Genomic DNA, 14,909 nt, shown 5'->3' on the forward strand with positions numbered 1-14,909 from the left:
CGCTTACCTTCCAGGTACAAGTCAGCGGTTATCGTGCGGGATATGACTACTACCCGTACTCGGATCACCAAAGCTGTCATCCCGGCGGCGGGCCTGGGCACCCGCTTTCTGCCAGCCACCAAGGCCACGCCGAAAGAGATGCTCCCTGTCGTCGACAAGCCCGCGATCCAGTATGTGGTGGAAGAGGCCGCGACAGCCGGTCTCTCGGACGTCTTGATGGTCACAGGCCGCAACAAGCGCCCTCTTGAGGACCACTTCGACCGCAACTACGAGCTGGAGCAGGTGCTCCGCGACAAGGGAGACGCCGCCAAGCTCGACCGTGTCCAGGAATCCAGCGACCTGGCCACCATGCACTACGTGCGTCAGGGCGACCCGCGCGGCCTCGGCCACGCGGTCCTGTGCGCGGCCCCGCACGTGGGCGACCAGCCCTTCGCGGTGCTGCTCGGAGACGATCTCATCGACCCCCGCGACCCTCTCCTCGCCAAGATGATCGAGGTCCAGGAGGAGCACGGCGGCAGTGTGATCGCGCTCATGGAGGTCGAGCCCGAGAGCATCCACCTCTACGGTGCCGCCGCGGCCCACCCCACCTCGGACCAGGACGTTGTCCGGGTCTCCGATCTCGTGGAGAAGCCCTCGGCGGACGAGGCCCCCAGCAACCTCGCGATCATCGGCCGCTACGTCCTCGACCCCGGCGTCTTCGAGGTCCTGCGCAAGACCCAGCCGGGGCGCGGCGGCGAGATCCAGCTCACCGACGCCCTCCAGTCCCTCGCCTCTGACACCTCGCTCGGCGGCCCCGTACACGGAGTCGTCTTCCGCGGCCGTCGCTACGACACCGGTGACCGGGGCGACTATCTGCGTGCCATCGTCAGGCTCGCGTGCGAACGTGAGGACCTGGGCCCGGACTTCCGGGACTGGCTGCGCAGTTACGTCAGCGAGGAGATGTAAGTCTTGAGCAAGACCTGGTCGGTCGATGAGCATCTGGAGGACATCCTCCGCAGCATCCGTCCCCTGGACCCCATCGAGCTGAAGCTCCTCGACGCGCAAGGGTGCGTCCTGGTCGAGGACGTCATCGTGCCGGCGGCCCTCCCGCCCTTCGACAACAGTTCCATGGACGGCTACGCCGTACGCATCGCCGATGTCCAGGGCGCCAGCGAGGATTTCCCCGCCGTGCTCACCGTCATCGGCGACATCGCGGCGGGCAGCGCGGACCTGCCGTCGATCTCCTCGGGCCAGGCAGCCCGCATCATGACCGGCGCCCCCCTGCCTCCGGGCGCCGAGGCCGTCGTCCCCGTCGAGTGGACCGACGGCGGCACTGGAGAAGGCCCGGCCGATGCCATGCGGGCGCGCAGCGACGCACCGGAGGATGCATCGGGCGAGGTCCGCGTGCACCGCCCCGTCATCCCGCACCAGCATGTGCGCACCAAGGGAAGCGACGTGAAGGCCGGCACGGTCGCACTCACCGCGGACACGGTCCTCGGGCCCCCGCAGATCGGCCTGCTCGCGGCCATCGGACGCGGCGCGGTCAAGGTCCGGCCGCGCCCCCGGGTGGTCGTCCTGTCCACCGGGAGCGAACTGGTCGCTCCCGGGGAGTCGTTGGGCCCCGGCCAGATCCACGACTCCAACAGCTTCGTGCTGACCTCGGCGGCGCAGGACGCGGGCGCCATCGCCTACCGCGTCGGCGCCGTCGCCGACGACGCCGAGACCCTGCGCTTCACCCTGGAGGACCAGCTCATCCGGGCCGACCTCGTCGTCACCAGCGGAGGCGTCAGCGTCGGCGCCTACGACGTCGTCAAGGAAGCACTCTCCCGCGTCGACGCCTTCGGCGGCGGCGAGGACGAGGAGGGCCAGGACGGCGCGAGTGACGGCGTGGAGTTCCGGCGCCTGGCCATGCAGCCCGGCAAGCCCCAGGGCTTCGGCCTGATCGGCCCCGACCGCACGCCGATCCTCACTCTTCCCGGCAATCCGGTGAGCGCCTACGTCTCCTTCGAACTGTTCGTACGCCCGGCGCTGCGCGCCCTCATGGGGTACGAGCCCGTCCGGCGCCGGACCGTAAACGCCCGCCTGGAGACCGAGACCGCGCTGACCTCCCCGGAGGGGAAGCGGCAGTTCCTGCGCGGCGACTACACCCCGCCCCAGGACAGCGGCGAAATGGGCACCGTACGGCCCGTCGGCGGCGCGAGCTCCCACCTGATCGCCTCCCTGGCGCAGGCCAACGCGCTGATCGACATCCCCGAGAAGACGGCCGAAGCCGCCTCCGGCGAGGAAGTGACCGTCATCCCCCTCGACTGAGGCAGCGGGTCCGGCTCTTGCCCGTGCCGGTACCGTGTCTGGGCACAGCACCGGACCGGGAGAACGATGAGCAGCCCCCAGCAGCAGCACCTCACGCACGTCGACGCGTCCGGGGCTGCCCGGATGGTCGATGTTTCCGCCAAGGACGTGACGGCGAGGACAGCCCGGGCCACGGGACGCGTGCTGGTGTCGTCCCACGTCATCGAGCTGCTCAGGGGCGAGGGGATGCCCAAGGGGGACGCGCTCGCCACCGCCAGGATCGCCGGGATCATGGGCGCCAAGAAGACGCCCGAACTGATCCCCCTGTGCCATCCCCTCGCGGTATCCGGTGCGAAGGTCGACCTCGCGGTTGCCGACGACGCCGTGGAGATCACCGCCCAGGTGAAGACCACCGACCGCACCGGCGTCGAAATGGAAGCCCTCACGGCGGTTACGGTCGCCGCTTTGACGGTCATCGACATGGTGAAGGCCGTCGACAAGTCGGCGACCATCACGGATGTACGAGTGGAGGAGAAGACCGGCGGGAAGTCGGGAGACTGGACACGGGAACTCCCGGCGGACGAGGAGGACGCGTGAGCGGTCCCGACCAGCACCAGCCCGATCGGCGCCAGCCCCGCCACGACGGCCACGGGCAGCCGCAGGCCGGTCACGGCGAGCAGGGGCGGCGCCTGCCCGTGGCCGCCGCACACCGCGCCTTGGCCGTCACCGCCTCCAACCGCGCCTCCGCCGGCGTCTACGCGGACAAAGGCGGCCCTCTTCTTGTCGAAGGTCTGACAGAGATGGGCTTCGTCGCGGAGGGCCCAACGGTCGTACCGGATGGTGAGCCGGTCCAAAAGGCGCTCCGGGAGGCGGTCGAGGCCGGATACGCCGTCGTCCTCACCACAGGCGGCACCGGAATCTCGCCCACCGACCGCACTCCCGAGATGACCCGCGCCGTCCTGGACTATGAGATCCCCGGAATTCCGGAGGCCATCCGGGCACAGGGCCTCGCCAAGGTGCCCACGGCCGCACTCTCCCGCGGCACGGCAGGCGTGGCGGGCCGCACTCTCATCGTCAATCTGCCCGGCTCCACGGGCGGCGTCCGCGATGGACTGGCCGTTCTGGCACGCCTGTTGCGGCACGCCGTCGACCAGATCCACGGCGGCGACCATCCGGCTGAACCGAGCCGCTCCGCCGGGCCAAGGCATCCGGTTGAGCCGAGCGCTCCCCTGGAGCCCGGCGAACCCAGAGGGGACGACCCCCGCTGAACGCACCGTGGCCTGCCGAGCTGGCGGACGGCCCCACAGCCCTCCGTCCTATAAGGCTGCGCGACCAGCGTGCCTGGCGCGACGTCAATCAGCGCAACCGCGACTGGCTGCGCCCCTGGGAGGCCACGATCCCGCCGACCCCGCCCGGCCAGCTGCCCCCGCGGCGCCCCACCTACCGCCAGATGGTCCGCCATCTGCGCGGCGAGGCACAGGCCGGCCGGATGCTGCCCTTTGTCATCGAGTACGAGGGGCAGCTGGCCGGCCAGCTGACGGTCGCCGGAATCACCTGGGGATCGATGTGTTCGGGCCATATCGGATACTGGATCGACCGCGCCGTCGCCGGCCGGGGCGTCATGCCGACGGCTGTCGCGCTCGCCGTCGACCACTGTTTCCGCTCCGTCGGGCTGCACCGTATCGAGATCTGTATCCGCCCGGAGAACGCTCCGAGCCGTCGCGTCGTGGAGAAACTCGGCTTCAGGGAAGAGGGCACCCGCCCGCGTTATCTCCACATCGACGGTGCCTGGCGCGACCACCTGGTGTTCGCCCTCACGGCGGAGGAAGTACCGGAAGGGCTGCTTACGCGCTGGCACAGGGCGAGTCCCGGACGCTCAACGGAAATAAAATAAATGTTCGATATTGAGCACTGAACGGTCTCACCCCGGCCATTAATCGGCCACATTTCGCGTTGTGTAGCTCAGCAATCACAAAAAAAGTTGGAGAGATCAGCCAGATCGTGCGACACACCGCAGTATTTGGCAGATGGGCTCATGCAATCCCCTCTACCGTGTGAGGGTGAGCAGCAGTGGCCTCATCTACGCAGTCATCGTCGGGGCCTGGGCCGCCTACTTGGTGCCGATGTGGCTTCGCCGGCAGGACGAGTTGAACGAAGCCCGTCCGACGGAACGCTTCAGCACCGCTATCCGGCTGTTGTCCGGCAAGGCCGGGATGGAGCGTCGGTACGCGAAGGACGCGGAGCGGCGCGAGGCGCGCGAAGCGCGTGAGACCGACGACCCGCCCGCGCCGGGAGCGCACGCCGGGTCCGGAGCCGGACGGAGCGGACCGGCCGAGCCCGACGGCTACGACGATGACGCGCACCGGAGAGACCCGGACGCCGCCGAGGAGGCAGTGGACGTCCGGGGATTCGCCGACCCCAAGACCATGGTCAGCGCGCTCGGCTCCGAGATGCCGACCGAGGTACGCGCATACCGCCCGGTCGAACGTCACGGCCGCGCTGCCGAGCCCGGCGCGGGTGACTCGCGGGGACAGCAGCGCCGCCAGGAGGTGCGTGAGCGCGGGGACGTGGCCGAGCGCCGCTCCGCGCGGGGGCAGCGCGAGGCACGGGATCAGCGCAGGCCGCACGACCCGCACGGCGAGTACGGCTCGCATGCGGAACGCGGCGATGTGCGGAGAGCGCCGGACGGGTCGCACGGCTCGTACGCGTCTCCGGACGGGGCGCACGGCGCCTACGAAGAGCCCGGCGCCGGGCAGGGCCAGCTGGGGCGCGAGCAGGCCGCCCCGGGTGCTGTCCGTGACCAGGCGCCCTCCGGAGCGGAAGCGCGCGCTGCGGCGCTGGACGCCAAGCGTGCCAAGCAGGCCAAGCGCGCCAGACTGCTGGCCCGGCGGCGGCGCACGACCATGCTCCTCTTCCTGGGCTTCACCGCCGGTGCCGTCGTCGCGGCCGTCGGCGGACTCGCGCTGCTGTGGGTGCCCGCCGTGCCCGCGGTGCTGCTGAGCGCCTACATCGCCCATCTCCGGGGCCAGGAACGCCGTCGGTTCGCCTTCACCATGGACCGTCAGCGCGCCGAGGCCGCGGCCCGCCTGCTGCGCGAGCGCAGACCCCCAGGCGGCGGAGCACCGGCCCCCTCCGGCCGACGCCAGGCCCCGCAGTACGAGGTGGAGGCCGGCCCGGAAACCGAGCCCGGCAGAGACGGACACGTCGTACGGACCGGCCGGGGCGAGGCCCGGGACGCTCGTGACGGCTTTGTCGCACCGGATGAAGCATCGAATGCCCGGCAAGGCCCGCACGGAGAGGCCCGTCGTGAGGCTGCTCCGGATGAAGCACAAGAACGGCGGGCCCGCGCCAGGGCCGAGGAGCAGGAGGCCGCCGAGCGGCGCGCGCTCGTAGAGCAGACCGACCACGCCGAGTGGGTCGACCAGCAGCGCGCACGGGACCGTGAGAACGCGGAGGGCGAGGGCTGGGAGCCCGTTCCCGTGCCCCTGCCGACCTATGTGAGCGCCCCGGTCGCGCCCCGCACCACCCGCGGAGTCGACCTGGAGGCCCCGGACGCGTGGAGCTCGGCCCGCTCCAGCACCGTCCCGGCGGCCGAGCAGTCGCCCACCACCCCTGACCAGACCGAATCCGAGCAGGCCCACCGCCCCCGCCGCACCCGCGACCGGAGCCGGACCCCCCTCTTCGACCAGTACGAGGAAGAGGACCGCCCCCGCGCCGCCAACGAGTGATCGCCCCTGTGACCAGCACAGGAACGGATTTCCTCACGGCCCGACCAGGATGCTAAGGTTTCACACGTCGCAAGGGCCTGTGGCGCAGTCCGGTAGCGCATCTCGTTCGCAACGAGAGGGTCAGGGGTTCAAATCCCCTCAGGTCCACCGCACGACCGTTCTTGAGTTCGCTCGGGAGCGGTTCACGAGATCCCGCTGATCTTCATGATCGGTCGGGATCTTCGTCGTTTCCGGGGTCTGTTCGACGGCGTTCGGGGTGGGAGATGAGGTCCGTCGAGGGTCTGGTCGGCCCGGCCCGGCCGGGGCGGTGCAGGGTGTTGTGCGCATCGCAAGGTGCCCCGGGGGCCCGGGGCTGGTGGTGGCGGTCTGCGGTTGTTGTGTCTGCTCAGGGTTTGGCGGGTTGCCGTGGGGGTGGCAGTCCGGCTGGGACGACCGGTGCGGCTTCGGCGGGCGGCGTGTGGCGGGGCGTCGATACGGGAAGACACCGAGTCCCCAGGGCCGGTGCCACCCCAGCGGAGCGATCCGCTGGCGTTCCACACGCGCACACGACCGGGCACTGAATCCGCAAAGCCGACCTGAACATGCAGGTTGGAACGAGCCCGGCCTCCACGCGCACGGAACGGTCGACCCGTTGAACGGGCGCCCGCCCCCGTAGACATGCCCGGCCCCCGCGCGCACGGAACGGTCGCGGCCTACCGTCAGAGCAGGTCCAGGAGGCCGGTTACGCCTGGCCCCCCACAGGCACGGAACGGTCGCAGGCTCCACTCTTCGGGGATCGCGCTTTGCCGGAAGGTTCGAGGGTCCGGTGGACTCTTCAGCCATGAGGCTGCTCCGCGCCGCCTACGGCACCTCGTTCAAGACCTTGGGCGCTGCCTGAACGCCGCAGGGGGTCAATCCGGGGTCCGCCCTGAGGAGGGCCGTGGGACCACCCGACGGATCAGGTGCGGGGGTCTGCGTCCGGCTCGGCCGCGTCGCTGTCCGCCACCAGCGGTCCGTCGCCATCACCGCTTGGCGGTGCGTCGTCGCTACCACTGTCCGGCCTGCGGCGGTGGGCACTCCGTAGAAAGAAGAGTCCGGCCGCGCCGAAAACCACCACGCAGGCGGCGATCTTCCCGACGAGCCACCACAACCGGTGCGGGTCGGTGTGACCGGACAGAGTCACGAGGTCGACGTCTTTCTTGTCGATGGAGGTGATGTCGCGCGGCACAACGATCTTGTCGTCTTCAGTGAGCAGCTCGTTGTTGGCCCGGAAGTCGTCGATTCCCCCGGTGTAGACCTTGCCGTCCGGGTCGATCAGCGCAGTGGGCTCGCCCGGCTTGCGGACCACAACCAGGGCCATCCACTCCATCTTGTCGTTGCTGCGCTCGACCAGGATCCTGCGCGCGTAGAACTTCCCGTCGCGGCCCGCGTACTCCTTGGCAGCCTTCACCTGGTCATCGACATCGTCCGACCCCGACGAACCCACAGCCGACGGCCCCAGGGCAGATGCTGATGCCGACGCGTATCCGGCACCGCCCAGCACCAGAGCCAAGGACATCACGACGGTCGCCACAGCAGAGCGGATGATCCAGACCCTCCGCACCGTCCCGGCCCCTCCGCCCGACACCTCTCCCACCGAGAGTCCCACCCGAACCGCCCCTTCCCCCGTCGAACTCGCTGCGGGGACACGCGAATTCACGCACAGTAATTCGCGCGCAGTATTCCACCTGCCGGTATTCCCTGACGATCCGCGAACACCCGACCGAGAAGGGGCGCGCGGTGGCAACGGTGGGTCTCGCGCACGTCGTTGAGGGTGTGCGCGGCGGAGTTCATCACGGGCAGACTGCTGGCTCCCACGGGCAGACTGCTGGCTCCCAGGCCGTCCTTGACCAGCGGAAGCCGCTGGCCGTGCGGATCGAGGAACTCCTGGAGGCTCCCCCTCTTTCGAAGGTCCTGACCTCGATGCCGGGAGTCGGCGTCAGGACCGGAGCCCGCGTCCTGACCGAGGTCGGCGACGGCAGCACCTTCCCGACCGCCGGCCATCGCCGCCTACGCCGGTCTCACCCCGGCGACCCGGAGCTCGGGCTCATCGATCCGCGGTGAACAGCCCTCCCGGCGGGGAAACAAGCAGCTCAAACGGCCTTCTTCTGCTCCGCATTCGCTGCCCTGGGCGACCCGGCATCGCGGGCCTACTACGACAAGAAGATCGCCTGTCTGATAATTGATCTTGTGATGGGTCGTGGTGAGCTGACGGATGTGGCATGGGAGCGGATAGCGCCTTTGCTGCCTGGCGTTGATGGTCGTGGGCGGCCGTGGCGGGATCACCGGCAGGTGATCAATGGGGTGCTGTGGCGGTTGCGGACCGGTGCTCCGTGGCGTGACCTGCCGGAACGCTATGGGCCGTGGCAGACGGTCTATGAGCGGTTCGCCCGCTGGGAGGCGGACGGGGCCTGGGCCCGTCTGCTCGAACAGGCCCAGGCCCGGGACGACGCAGTCAGAGCCGTGGAGTGGACGGCGTCGGTCGACTCCACGATCAGCCGGGCCCATCAGCACGCCGCAGTCGCCCATAAAAGGGGGCGGAGGCGGGGGACGGACTGGAAGATCCGGCGCGCGCGGCGGCTCGCCAGGCGCTGGGCCGGTCCCGCGGGGGACTGACCACCAAGGTCCATCTCGCGTGCGACGGCCGGGGCCTGCCCCTGGCCGTCGTCCTCACGCCGGGCAACGTCAACGACTCCACCGTTTCGACACCGTCATGGGCGAGTTGCGGGTGCCCCGCCGGGGAGCCGGACATCCCCGTCGCAGACCTGATGCGGTCCTCGCGGACAAGGCGTATTCATCACGGGCGATCCGCCGCGGCCTTCGCAGGCGGGGTATTCGGGCCGTGATACCCGAGCGGGCCGACCAGAAGGCCAACCGTCGGCGACGCGGCGGGCCGGCGGCAGACCGCCGGTCTTCGACCGAGAGCTCTACAAGGCCCGCAACGTGGTCGAACGCTGCTTCAACCGTCTCAAGCAGTTCCGTGCGATCGCGACCCGCTTCGACGAACTGGCCGCCCACTACAAGGCCGGACTCCAGCTCGCCTCACTCACCCTCCGGCTCCGCGAACCCGCCCAAGATTAGACAGAACCTAGCGCACGGTGAGCCCGCCGTCGACGGTGAGGACGGTGCCGGTGGTCCAGCGTGCGGCTGCCAGGTAAGCGGCTGCCTCGGCGACGTCCCCTGGGGTGCCGATGCGGCCCAGCGGATAGGCGGCCTGGATGCCGGAATCGTGCGCCGCGCGCTGGCGCGGCGTCATCGGGTCGAGGTAGGAGTGCTGGTAGGTGGGGGTGTGGACGGCGCCCGGCGCGAGAGCGTTGACCCGCACGCCGTCGGCGCCGAGTTCGTTGGCCAGGGCCATGGTCAGGGAGTCGATGGCTCCGCGGGTCGCGGAGTAGGCGGCCGAGGCGCGGCCGGCCGTCATCCTGCGCGCCCAGTAGCTGCTGATGTTGATGATGCCGCCCTGGGCCCTTGTGAGTTCCGCGAGGAGCGCCCGGCTGAGCAGCAGTGGCACCTTGACGTTGAGGTGCAGCATGGCATCGATCATGTCCGGCGTGGTTTCCGCGAGAGGCGCGAAGTGCGCGGCGCCCACGTTGTTGACGAGCGTGTCAACGCGATCAGTCAGTGCGTGGACGGCCTCGCCGACCGCTTCTGCGGCGCCGGGCCCGGCGAGGTCGGCGGGCACGGTGTGGATGGCGGTGCCGTGCCCGAGGAGGGTTTCGCGGGCGCGGCCGAGTCTGTGCGGATCGCGTCCTACGAGGATCAGGTCGGCGCCCTGTGTGGCCAGCGCTCCGGCGATGGCGTAGCCCAGGCCGTCACTTCCGCCGGTGACGACCGCGGTGTTCCCGCGAGACGGCATGTCGCTTTCCTCTCGGGGAGCCGGTGAGGGCGAGGTCATGGCTACCGCCTCTTTCTTCCATCGAAACGGACAGAACCTGTCCGTTTCATCAGACTAACGGAAGCGGACGGAACCTGTCCATTTCTGTGTACGGTGACATCATGAACGCACGACGACAGGCAGCGACCAGCGACGCGTCGGACCGGAAGACGCCCCGCGCCGATGCCCAGCGCAACGCCGCGCTCGTCCTGGCCGGGGCGCGGCGCGCTGTCGCCTCCAAGGGCCTGGACGTCAGCTACCACGAGATCGCCCGCGAAGCGGGGGTGGGCGTCGGCACGGTCTACCGCCGCTTCCCGGAACGCGACCAACTCATGGCGGCCGTGCTGCGCGACATCCTGAACGAACTGATCCGGACCGCCGAGACCTCTCTGGAGTGCGCGGACCCGTGGGAAGGCTTCACCCGGCTGTTCGGCGATCTGGCCACCCGCACGGCGGAGAACGCGGGCCTGTCCGGAACACTCGACGCACACGGCGGCCCCGGCATCGTCGCGCTGCGCCACCGCCTCCTGGATCTCATCCGGCAAGCCACCGAGCGCGCCCAGCAGGCCGGCGTGCTCCGGGACGACGTGGACTGGCAGGACATCCCGTTCCTGACCCAGGCAGCGGTCACGCCCGGATGCTTCCTGGGCCTACCCGCGGACCCCGCCCGGGGGCCGCGCACGCTCCGCGTCATCCTCGACGGGCTGCACGGCTCCTGAGACAGTCCCGACTCTCCGCCAGTCGGTCGGCGACCTGTGGACTATCCGGAGCGCATGACGTGAGACGGCGGCCGAGGAGGCGAAGAGAAAGAGGGAACGGTCGTGTGCCTCTCGCCGAACAGCCCTACGCGATCCGCCTCGGCGGGACGGGCGCGGCAGACTCGCCGCACGTCACCGAGCCGGACTCCAGCTCGCCTCACTCACCCTCTGACTCCGCGAACCGGCCAAGTTCAACTATCAGACAAGCTCAAGCGGCCTCAAGCCGCTGGTCGTAGTCAGGTGCGAACAGCTCAGGAAGCGCTTTGTCCAGCGTTCCGGCGATTCGATGTATCGGTGCCCACACCGCCGGAACACATAGGCGCCCCCGCCCAAGACAAGGCCCGGGAGAACCCCGGCGGGTGGCAGCTGCAGCCACCCGCCGGGGCCGAGAACACGCAATGGAACTCGCGGGCGTGGGAGCATGATTGAAAAGCGCCACGTCACACCAGCAGACCACCCCGCCCACCTGCCGCGCCTTGGTCCACCCGCCCCGTAGAAGGTCGCAGCCGCTGTGTCTTCCGATTCCTCTGAAGCCTCTGGAGCCGCTGACTTCCGTCAGCCGCTGGCTCGCGTCCTGGCGAACGTCGCGTCGCGTCCCGTTTTCGGCTCCCGGCGTGATCCGGACCGCGTCTTCGACCGGCTCCTGGCCGATGCGGGAAGACTCGGCGAATTCCCGGGTGACGACGAGTTCATCGACGGGTTCCGGCCCCTGCTGCGCGAGTGGGCGGCGGTGCCCGACATGGCACCGTTCGGATGGCAGCAGGCGCAGGGCCACGTCAGGCGGCATCTCACCAACCGTGCCCAGGTCGAGCACCTCATCGCCGAGATCCCCGCGATCGAGCAGGAGCCGATCGAGCGGCCGGTGTTCGTCGTCGGGCTGCCGCGTACGGCCACCACCCTCACCCACTCGCTCCTGTCCCTATCGGAGCAGCACCGATCACCGCTGCTGTGGGAACTGATGACGCCCGGCTTGGCGCCGACACCGAAGGAGCGCCGCCGAGCGGTGCTGGCGGCACGCCGCATGGAGCGCGCCATCAACCTCCTGATACCACGCTTCCGGGACATCCACCCGATCTTCGCGGAGGGCCCCGAGGAGTGCACCTTCGCACTGCCGCACGCGCTGCAGCCGCTCACCCAGGCTCATATGCCCGGGTACCTGGACTGGCACCTGGGGCACGACATGCGCCCCGACTACCGCTACCTCAAGCGGTTCTACCAAGTCCTCCAGTACGGCCGCCCACGCCGCCGATGGATGTTCAAGTCACCCATGCACCTCGGGCAACTCGATGCGCTGCGCGAGGTGTTCCCCGATGCCACGCTGGTGTGGACCCACCGCGATCCGGTCACCGTCGTGGCCTCGTACTGCAGCCTCATCGAGACCGGTATGGGCGTCGGCCTGAGCCGCACCGATCCGCACACCATCGGCCAGGACTGGCTGCGGCTGCTCGGCGAGACCATGGCGCGGGCGCTGCGGGCCCGATCCGCCATGCCGCCCGACGCGATCGTGGACGTGCCCTACTCCTGGCTCGGCACCACCCCGGAGGTCGGGGCCCCGAAGCTGTACGAGGCGATCGGCGCGCACTGGACGGCCGCGGAGGCCGCCCGCCTCCCCGAGGCGGCGGGACGCCCCCGCGGCGCGCGCCGCCACACCTACGACCTGGCCCGGTACGGCCTGAACCGCGAGGCCGTCGAGATGGCGTTCGCGGACTACAACGCGCTGCGCGCAGAGGTCGAACGGGTGTAGGTGCCGTCCACCTCGGCTGTGACAAGCACGATTCGGCAGGCAAGGACCGCGGCAACTCCCGCAAGCCCTACTACCGGTACACAGGACTCCATCTCGAGCTCCACGAGGACGCCCCGCCGTCCGCACGCCGGCCGGCTGGATGGGCTCCGTCGCACGACCCAGAGGTGCTGATCTCCCGCATGGACGGCCTGGTCCCCGTCTGTGTCCTCGGCGCGATCACGGACCAGCAGCGAAACGACCTGCAAGAAGCACTCGACCGATACGGTCCTCCTTCGACCCCGGGACCCGCGTAGAGAGTCTCGGCGGGGCAGAGCAACCACGCAGAGCCCACCGCACGTCGGAGCCCCTGTCGGAGAGATCCGGCAGGTGCTCTCCCGAACGGGGCACGACGAGGACCATGCGGGCAGGGCAGCCCGGTCGATCTGCTTCGCCTGCCTCGGCATCCTGATGACGGTGTCGAACGGGGCGCTTCCCGATGACGTCGGGCGCGAGCAGTTTCGCGACGTCGTCAGCCTCATCGTGAACCGGCCGGAGGAATGAGGTTCCACGTCCCGGGTCTTTGGTGGCCCACGGCACTGCTTGCCCTCGCCCTGTTCGTCGACGCGCTGCTGTCGATCCGTCCACCTGCCTTCATCCGAGGCTGCCTCGACGGGGCAGGCCTGGCCCGTGAATGGTGGTGGGCACTCATCGTGATCAAGCTGCTCGCCACGGCGGGCCTTGTCGCCGGACTGGCGTACGACGGGATCGGTCTCGCGGCGAACATCGGGGCCGTCGCCTACTTCCTGTGCGCCGTCTGCGCCCACATCCGGGCACGGTTCCTCCGGCAGGAGTTCTGGCTGAACTGCCTGGGGATGCTCTCCCTCGCCGGCGCCGTCCTGACCGTCTCGTACGTCGTGTGAGAACGACGGTGAACAGCCCGCGTACTCGCGCGGTCGCTGATGGTGGCCGCGTCGACGCCGCACCCGCGCCGGTCGAACACCGGGTCTGTCAGGGCGTCCCGCAGATCCGCGTGAACTTCGTCGCGGCGTGTTGTCGTAGGTGAGCTGGGTGAGCTCGGTGCTGTCGCCGTGCGTGCTGACCCTGGCCCGGCAGTCCCCGTCGAGCTGCTCGGCGTTTTCGGCCGCCAGGGAGAGCGCATGCGCGTACGAGCGAAGCCACGTGGCTCCTCGGCGGACTGACCCTCGCCCCGGCGGACCGACGCCCTGCGGAGGGCCTCAGCGGACCGGGCGGTGGCGGTGGGTTCCGCGAGCCGGGCGTGCGTGGCGGGAGGCTGTCGGCGGGACGGCCGTCAGGTCGAGCTGGCGGACGAGCTGGTGGAAGCAGAGCAGGGCTGTTACGGGTGGCAGGCCCGCCACGGCGACGCCGGCCGGGGTGGCGGGAGCGGCGGCGACGCACAGCAGCGAGGCCACGGCGGCGAAGAAGAGCACGACCAGCCAGGAGTGCACGCTGCGGCGCCGGTAGGCGCGGGTGCGCAGGATGGAGAGCGTGGCGGCGAGCCAGGGTGCGTAGATGAGCAGCGGCCAGGCGTGGGCGACTCCCGGCGGCGCGGTGTCCCTGGCGAGGTCGTAGAGCGGCGGGTAGGAAGCCTGGGCGCCCAGCAGGCTGACGAGCACCACGATCAGGGCTGTCAGGGTCACCGCGAAGGCGCTGAGGGCGCGCCGCCACGACAAGTCGACCGGATGCTGCTTGATTCGCTCCAAAGGGCGGTCCTTGCGATGACGCGCACCGGTGAAACCGCCCTGGGGGTCGGCGTAGAGGGGCTGCTCGACCGTGTCGAGGAAATAGGCGATCTCGGCCTCCAGGTCGGCGTGTTCGCCGTCCGGAAGCCGCTCCGGATGGCCGTCCGCGAGGCCGGTGAACCTGGTGTCGGGGGCGTCGGTGAGCCCCGAGAGGTCGTCGGGGGCGGTGACCCGGCTCGCGGCCGAGGGGGAGTCCAGGTCCGGTTCAAACGACTTCCTCGAACCGGGCAGACCGGTGTCGGGGTCTCGAGGCACGTAGGACGAGTACGTGTGAGAAGTCTCGGTCAAGACTGAACTCTCTTCTCTGAGGGCAGGTTCAGACGAGTTGTGTCGAGACCGGTCCCACCCGCGCATGGCCTTGCTGATCAATGGCCAATAACCCATAAATATGTGTTGTCTATGACGAGATCAGTGTTATGGGGAAGATGCCTGGGATGACCGTCTCGGCGACAAACCGTCAACGAATGCCCCAGCTAGCGGAAACCCCTGTTCGCAGTACTCAGACTTATGAGCATGCGGTTTTCAGCATGGTGCTGATTCTTTCGGAACGATGGTCTTAGCGCTGCTGGCGGGCCATGAACTCGCCTCCGTGGAGGCCGGCCCCCGAACTCGGGCCGCAGACTCGCGCCGTGGGGCCGGATCGCGAATCCATGCCTCGCCGTCCGCTTCTGATCGTTTAAGGTGCGGGTATGTATTTCCATCAGATCTACGGCTGACACGGGCGGGGCGATCGCCCCGCGCCGCTTCTCGCGCACCGGATGCCCGACGACACGGCACTCC

General features: G+C 69.7%; 13 protein-coding genes, 1 tRNA gene and 2 pseudogenes. 13 read left to right on the forward strand and 3 right to left on the reverse strand.

Annotation, left to right across the window (positions count from 1 at the left end; translation table 11 throughout):
* The first annotated feature begins 42 nt into the window (after positions 1–42).
* The 7 genes from galU (at position 43) to OHB04_RS24425 (ending at position 6,143) form a co-directional block, all read left to right on the forward strand.
* A complete protein-coding gene (gene galU / locus OHB04_RS24395; protein ID WP_326689788.1) occupies positions 43–945 on the forward strand; it encodes a UTP--glucose-1-phosphate uridylyltransferase GalU in 903 nt (300 codons plus the stop codon).
* A gap of 3 nt (positions 946–948) precedes the next feature.
* Complete coding sequence (gene glp, locus OHB04_RS24400) at positions 949–2,289, forward strand: molybdotransferase-like divisome protein Glp (RefSeq protein WP_326689789.1); 1,341 nt, start codon at positions 949–951, stop codon at positions 2,287–2,289.
* 66 nt (positions 2,290–2,355) lie between these two features.
* Positions 2,356–2,865 carry a cyclic pyranopterin monophosphate synthase MoaC gene (moaC, locus tag OHB04_RS24405; protein ID WP_326689790.1) on the forward strand — a complete coding sequence of 170 codons (510 nt, stop codon included), beginning with the start codon at positions 2,356–2,358 and terminating at the stop codon, positions 2,863–2,865.
* Entirely contained in the window at positions 2,862–3,536 is a 675-nt protein-coding gene (locus tag OHB04_RS24410) for a MogA/MoaB family molybdenum cofactor biosynthesis protein (RefSeq protein WP_405804089.1), read from the forward strand. Before moaC ends, OHB04_RS24410 begins: the two co-directional genes overlap by 4 nt.
* Positions 3,533–4,162, forward strand: a complete 630-nt coding sequence (locus OHB04_RS24415) for a GNAT family N-acetyltransferase (protein ID WP_326692880.1) — start codon at positions 3,533–3,535, stop codon at positions 4,160–4,162. The genes OHB04_RS24410 and OHB04_RS24415 overlap by 4 nt, the downstream gene beginning before the upstream one ends.
* Before the next feature lie 166 nt (positions 4,163–4,328).
* Entirely contained in the window at positions 4,329–5,996 is a 1,668-nt protein-coding gene (locus OHB04_RS24420) for a hypothetical protein (RefSeq protein ID WP_442814937.1), read from the forward strand.
* A gap of 73 nt (positions 5,997–6,069) precedes the next feature.
* A tRNA-Ala gene (locus tag OHB04_RS24425) sits at positions 6,070–6,143 on the forward strand.
* Between the two features lie 790 nt (positions 6,144–6,933).
* Here OHB04_RS24425 and OHB04_RS24430 read toward each other — a convergent pair.
* Positions 6,934–7,623: a hypothetical protein gene (locus OHB04_RS24430; RefSeq protein WP_326808309.1), complete on the reverse strand. Its 690-nt coding sequence runs from the start codon at positions 7,621–7,623 to the stop codon at positions 6,934–6,936.
* A 230-nt stretch (positions 7,624–7,853) separates the two neighbouring features.
* Here OHB04_RS24430 and OHB04_RS24435 point away from each other — a divergent pair.
* Both OHB04_RS24435 and OHB04_RS24440 read left to right on the forward strand, forming a co-directional pair.
* Positions 7,854–8,186, forward strand: a pseudogene (locus OHB04_RS24435) (transposase); the annotation flags it as partial.
* Between the two features lie 3 nt (positions 8,187–8,189).
* Positions 8,190–9,095 (forward strand): annotated as a pseudogene (locus OHB04_RS24440) (IS5 family transposase).
* 7 nt (positions 9,096–9,102) lie between these two features.
* On the opposite strand, the gene OHB04_RS24445 reads toward OHB04_RS24440, so the two are convergent.
* Positions 9,103–9,870 (reverse strand): SDR family NAD(P)-dependent oxidoreductase, encoded by a 768-nt coding sequence (locus tag OHB04_RS24445; RefSeq protein WP_326689793.1) that lies wholly within the window; start codon positions 9,868–9,870, stop codon positions 9,103–9,105.
* 140 nt (positions 9,871–10,010) lie between these two features.
* On the opposite strand from OHB04_RS24445, the gene OHB04_RS24450 reads away from it, so the two are divergent.
* The 4 genes from OHB04_RS24450 (at position 10,011) to OHB04_RS24465 (ending at position 13,289) form a co-directional block, all read left to right on the forward strand.
* On the forward strand, positions 10,011–10,607 hold the full coding sequence (locus OHB04_RS24450) for a TetR/AcrR family transcriptional regulator (protein ID WP_326808310.1): 597 nt from the start codon (positions 10,011–10,013) through the stop codon (positions 10,605–10,607).
* A gap of 550 nt (positions 10,608–11,157) precedes the next feature.
* Positions 11,158–12,390, forward strand: coding sequence for a sulfotransferase family protein (locus OHB04_RS24455; protein WP_326808311.1), 1,233 nt, complete (start codon positions 11,158–11,160; stop codon positions 12,388–12,390).
* 366 nt (positions 12,391–12,756) lie between these two features.
* Entirely contained in the window at positions 12,757–12,930 is a 174-nt protein-coding gene (locus OHB04_RS24460; protein ID WP_326689796.1) for a hypothetical protein, read from the forward strand.
* Positions 12,927–13,289 (forward strand): DoxX family protein, encoded by a 363-nt coding sequence (locus tag OHB04_RS24465; RefSeq protein WP_326689797.1) that lies wholly within the window; start codon positions 12,927–12,929, stop codon positions 13,287–13,289. The genes OHB04_RS24460 and OHB04_RS24465 overlap by 4 nt, the downstream gene beginning before the upstream one ends.
* 315 nt (positions 13,290–13,604) lie before the next feature.
* Here the strand turns inward: OHB04_RS24465 and OHB04_RS24470 are convergent, their stop codons facing one another.
* Complete coding sequence (locus tag OHB04_RS24470) at positions 13,605–14,417, reverse strand: DUF2637 domain-containing protein (RefSeq protein ID WP_326689798.1); 813 nt, start codon at positions 14,415–14,417, stop codon at positions 13,605–13,607.
* Positions 14,418–14,909 lie beyond the last annotated feature (492 nt).

Source organism: Streptomyces sp. NBC_01775, assembly GCF_035917675.1.
Taxonomy (GTDB): domain Bacteria; phylum Actinomycetota; class Actinomycetes; order Streptomycetales; family Streptomycetaceae; genus Streptomyces.

What these genes read in the sequence shown, in the direction of transcription:
- galU (WP_326689788.1), top strand. Translation starts at nt 43, where the DNA reads ATGACTACTACCCGTACTCGGATCACCAAAGCTGTCATCCCGGCGGCG.
- moaC (WP_326689790.1), top strand. Translation starts at nt 2,356, where the DNA reads ATGAGCAGCCCCCAGCAGCAGCACCTCACGCACGTCGACGCGTCCGGG.
- OHB04_RS24445 (WP_326689793.1), bottom strand. Translation starts at nt 9,870, where the DNA reads ATGCCGTCTCGCGGGAACACCGCGGTCGTCACCGGCGGAAGTGACGGC.
- OHB04_RS24450 (WP_326808310.1), top strand. Translation starts at nt 10,011, where the DNA reads ATGAACGCACGACGACAGGCAGCGACCAGCGACGCGTCGGACCGGAAG.
- OHB04_RS24465 (WP_326689797.1), top strand. Translation starts at nt 12,927, where the DNA reads ATGAGGTTCCACGTCCCGGGTCTTTGGTGGCCCACGGCACTGCTTGCC.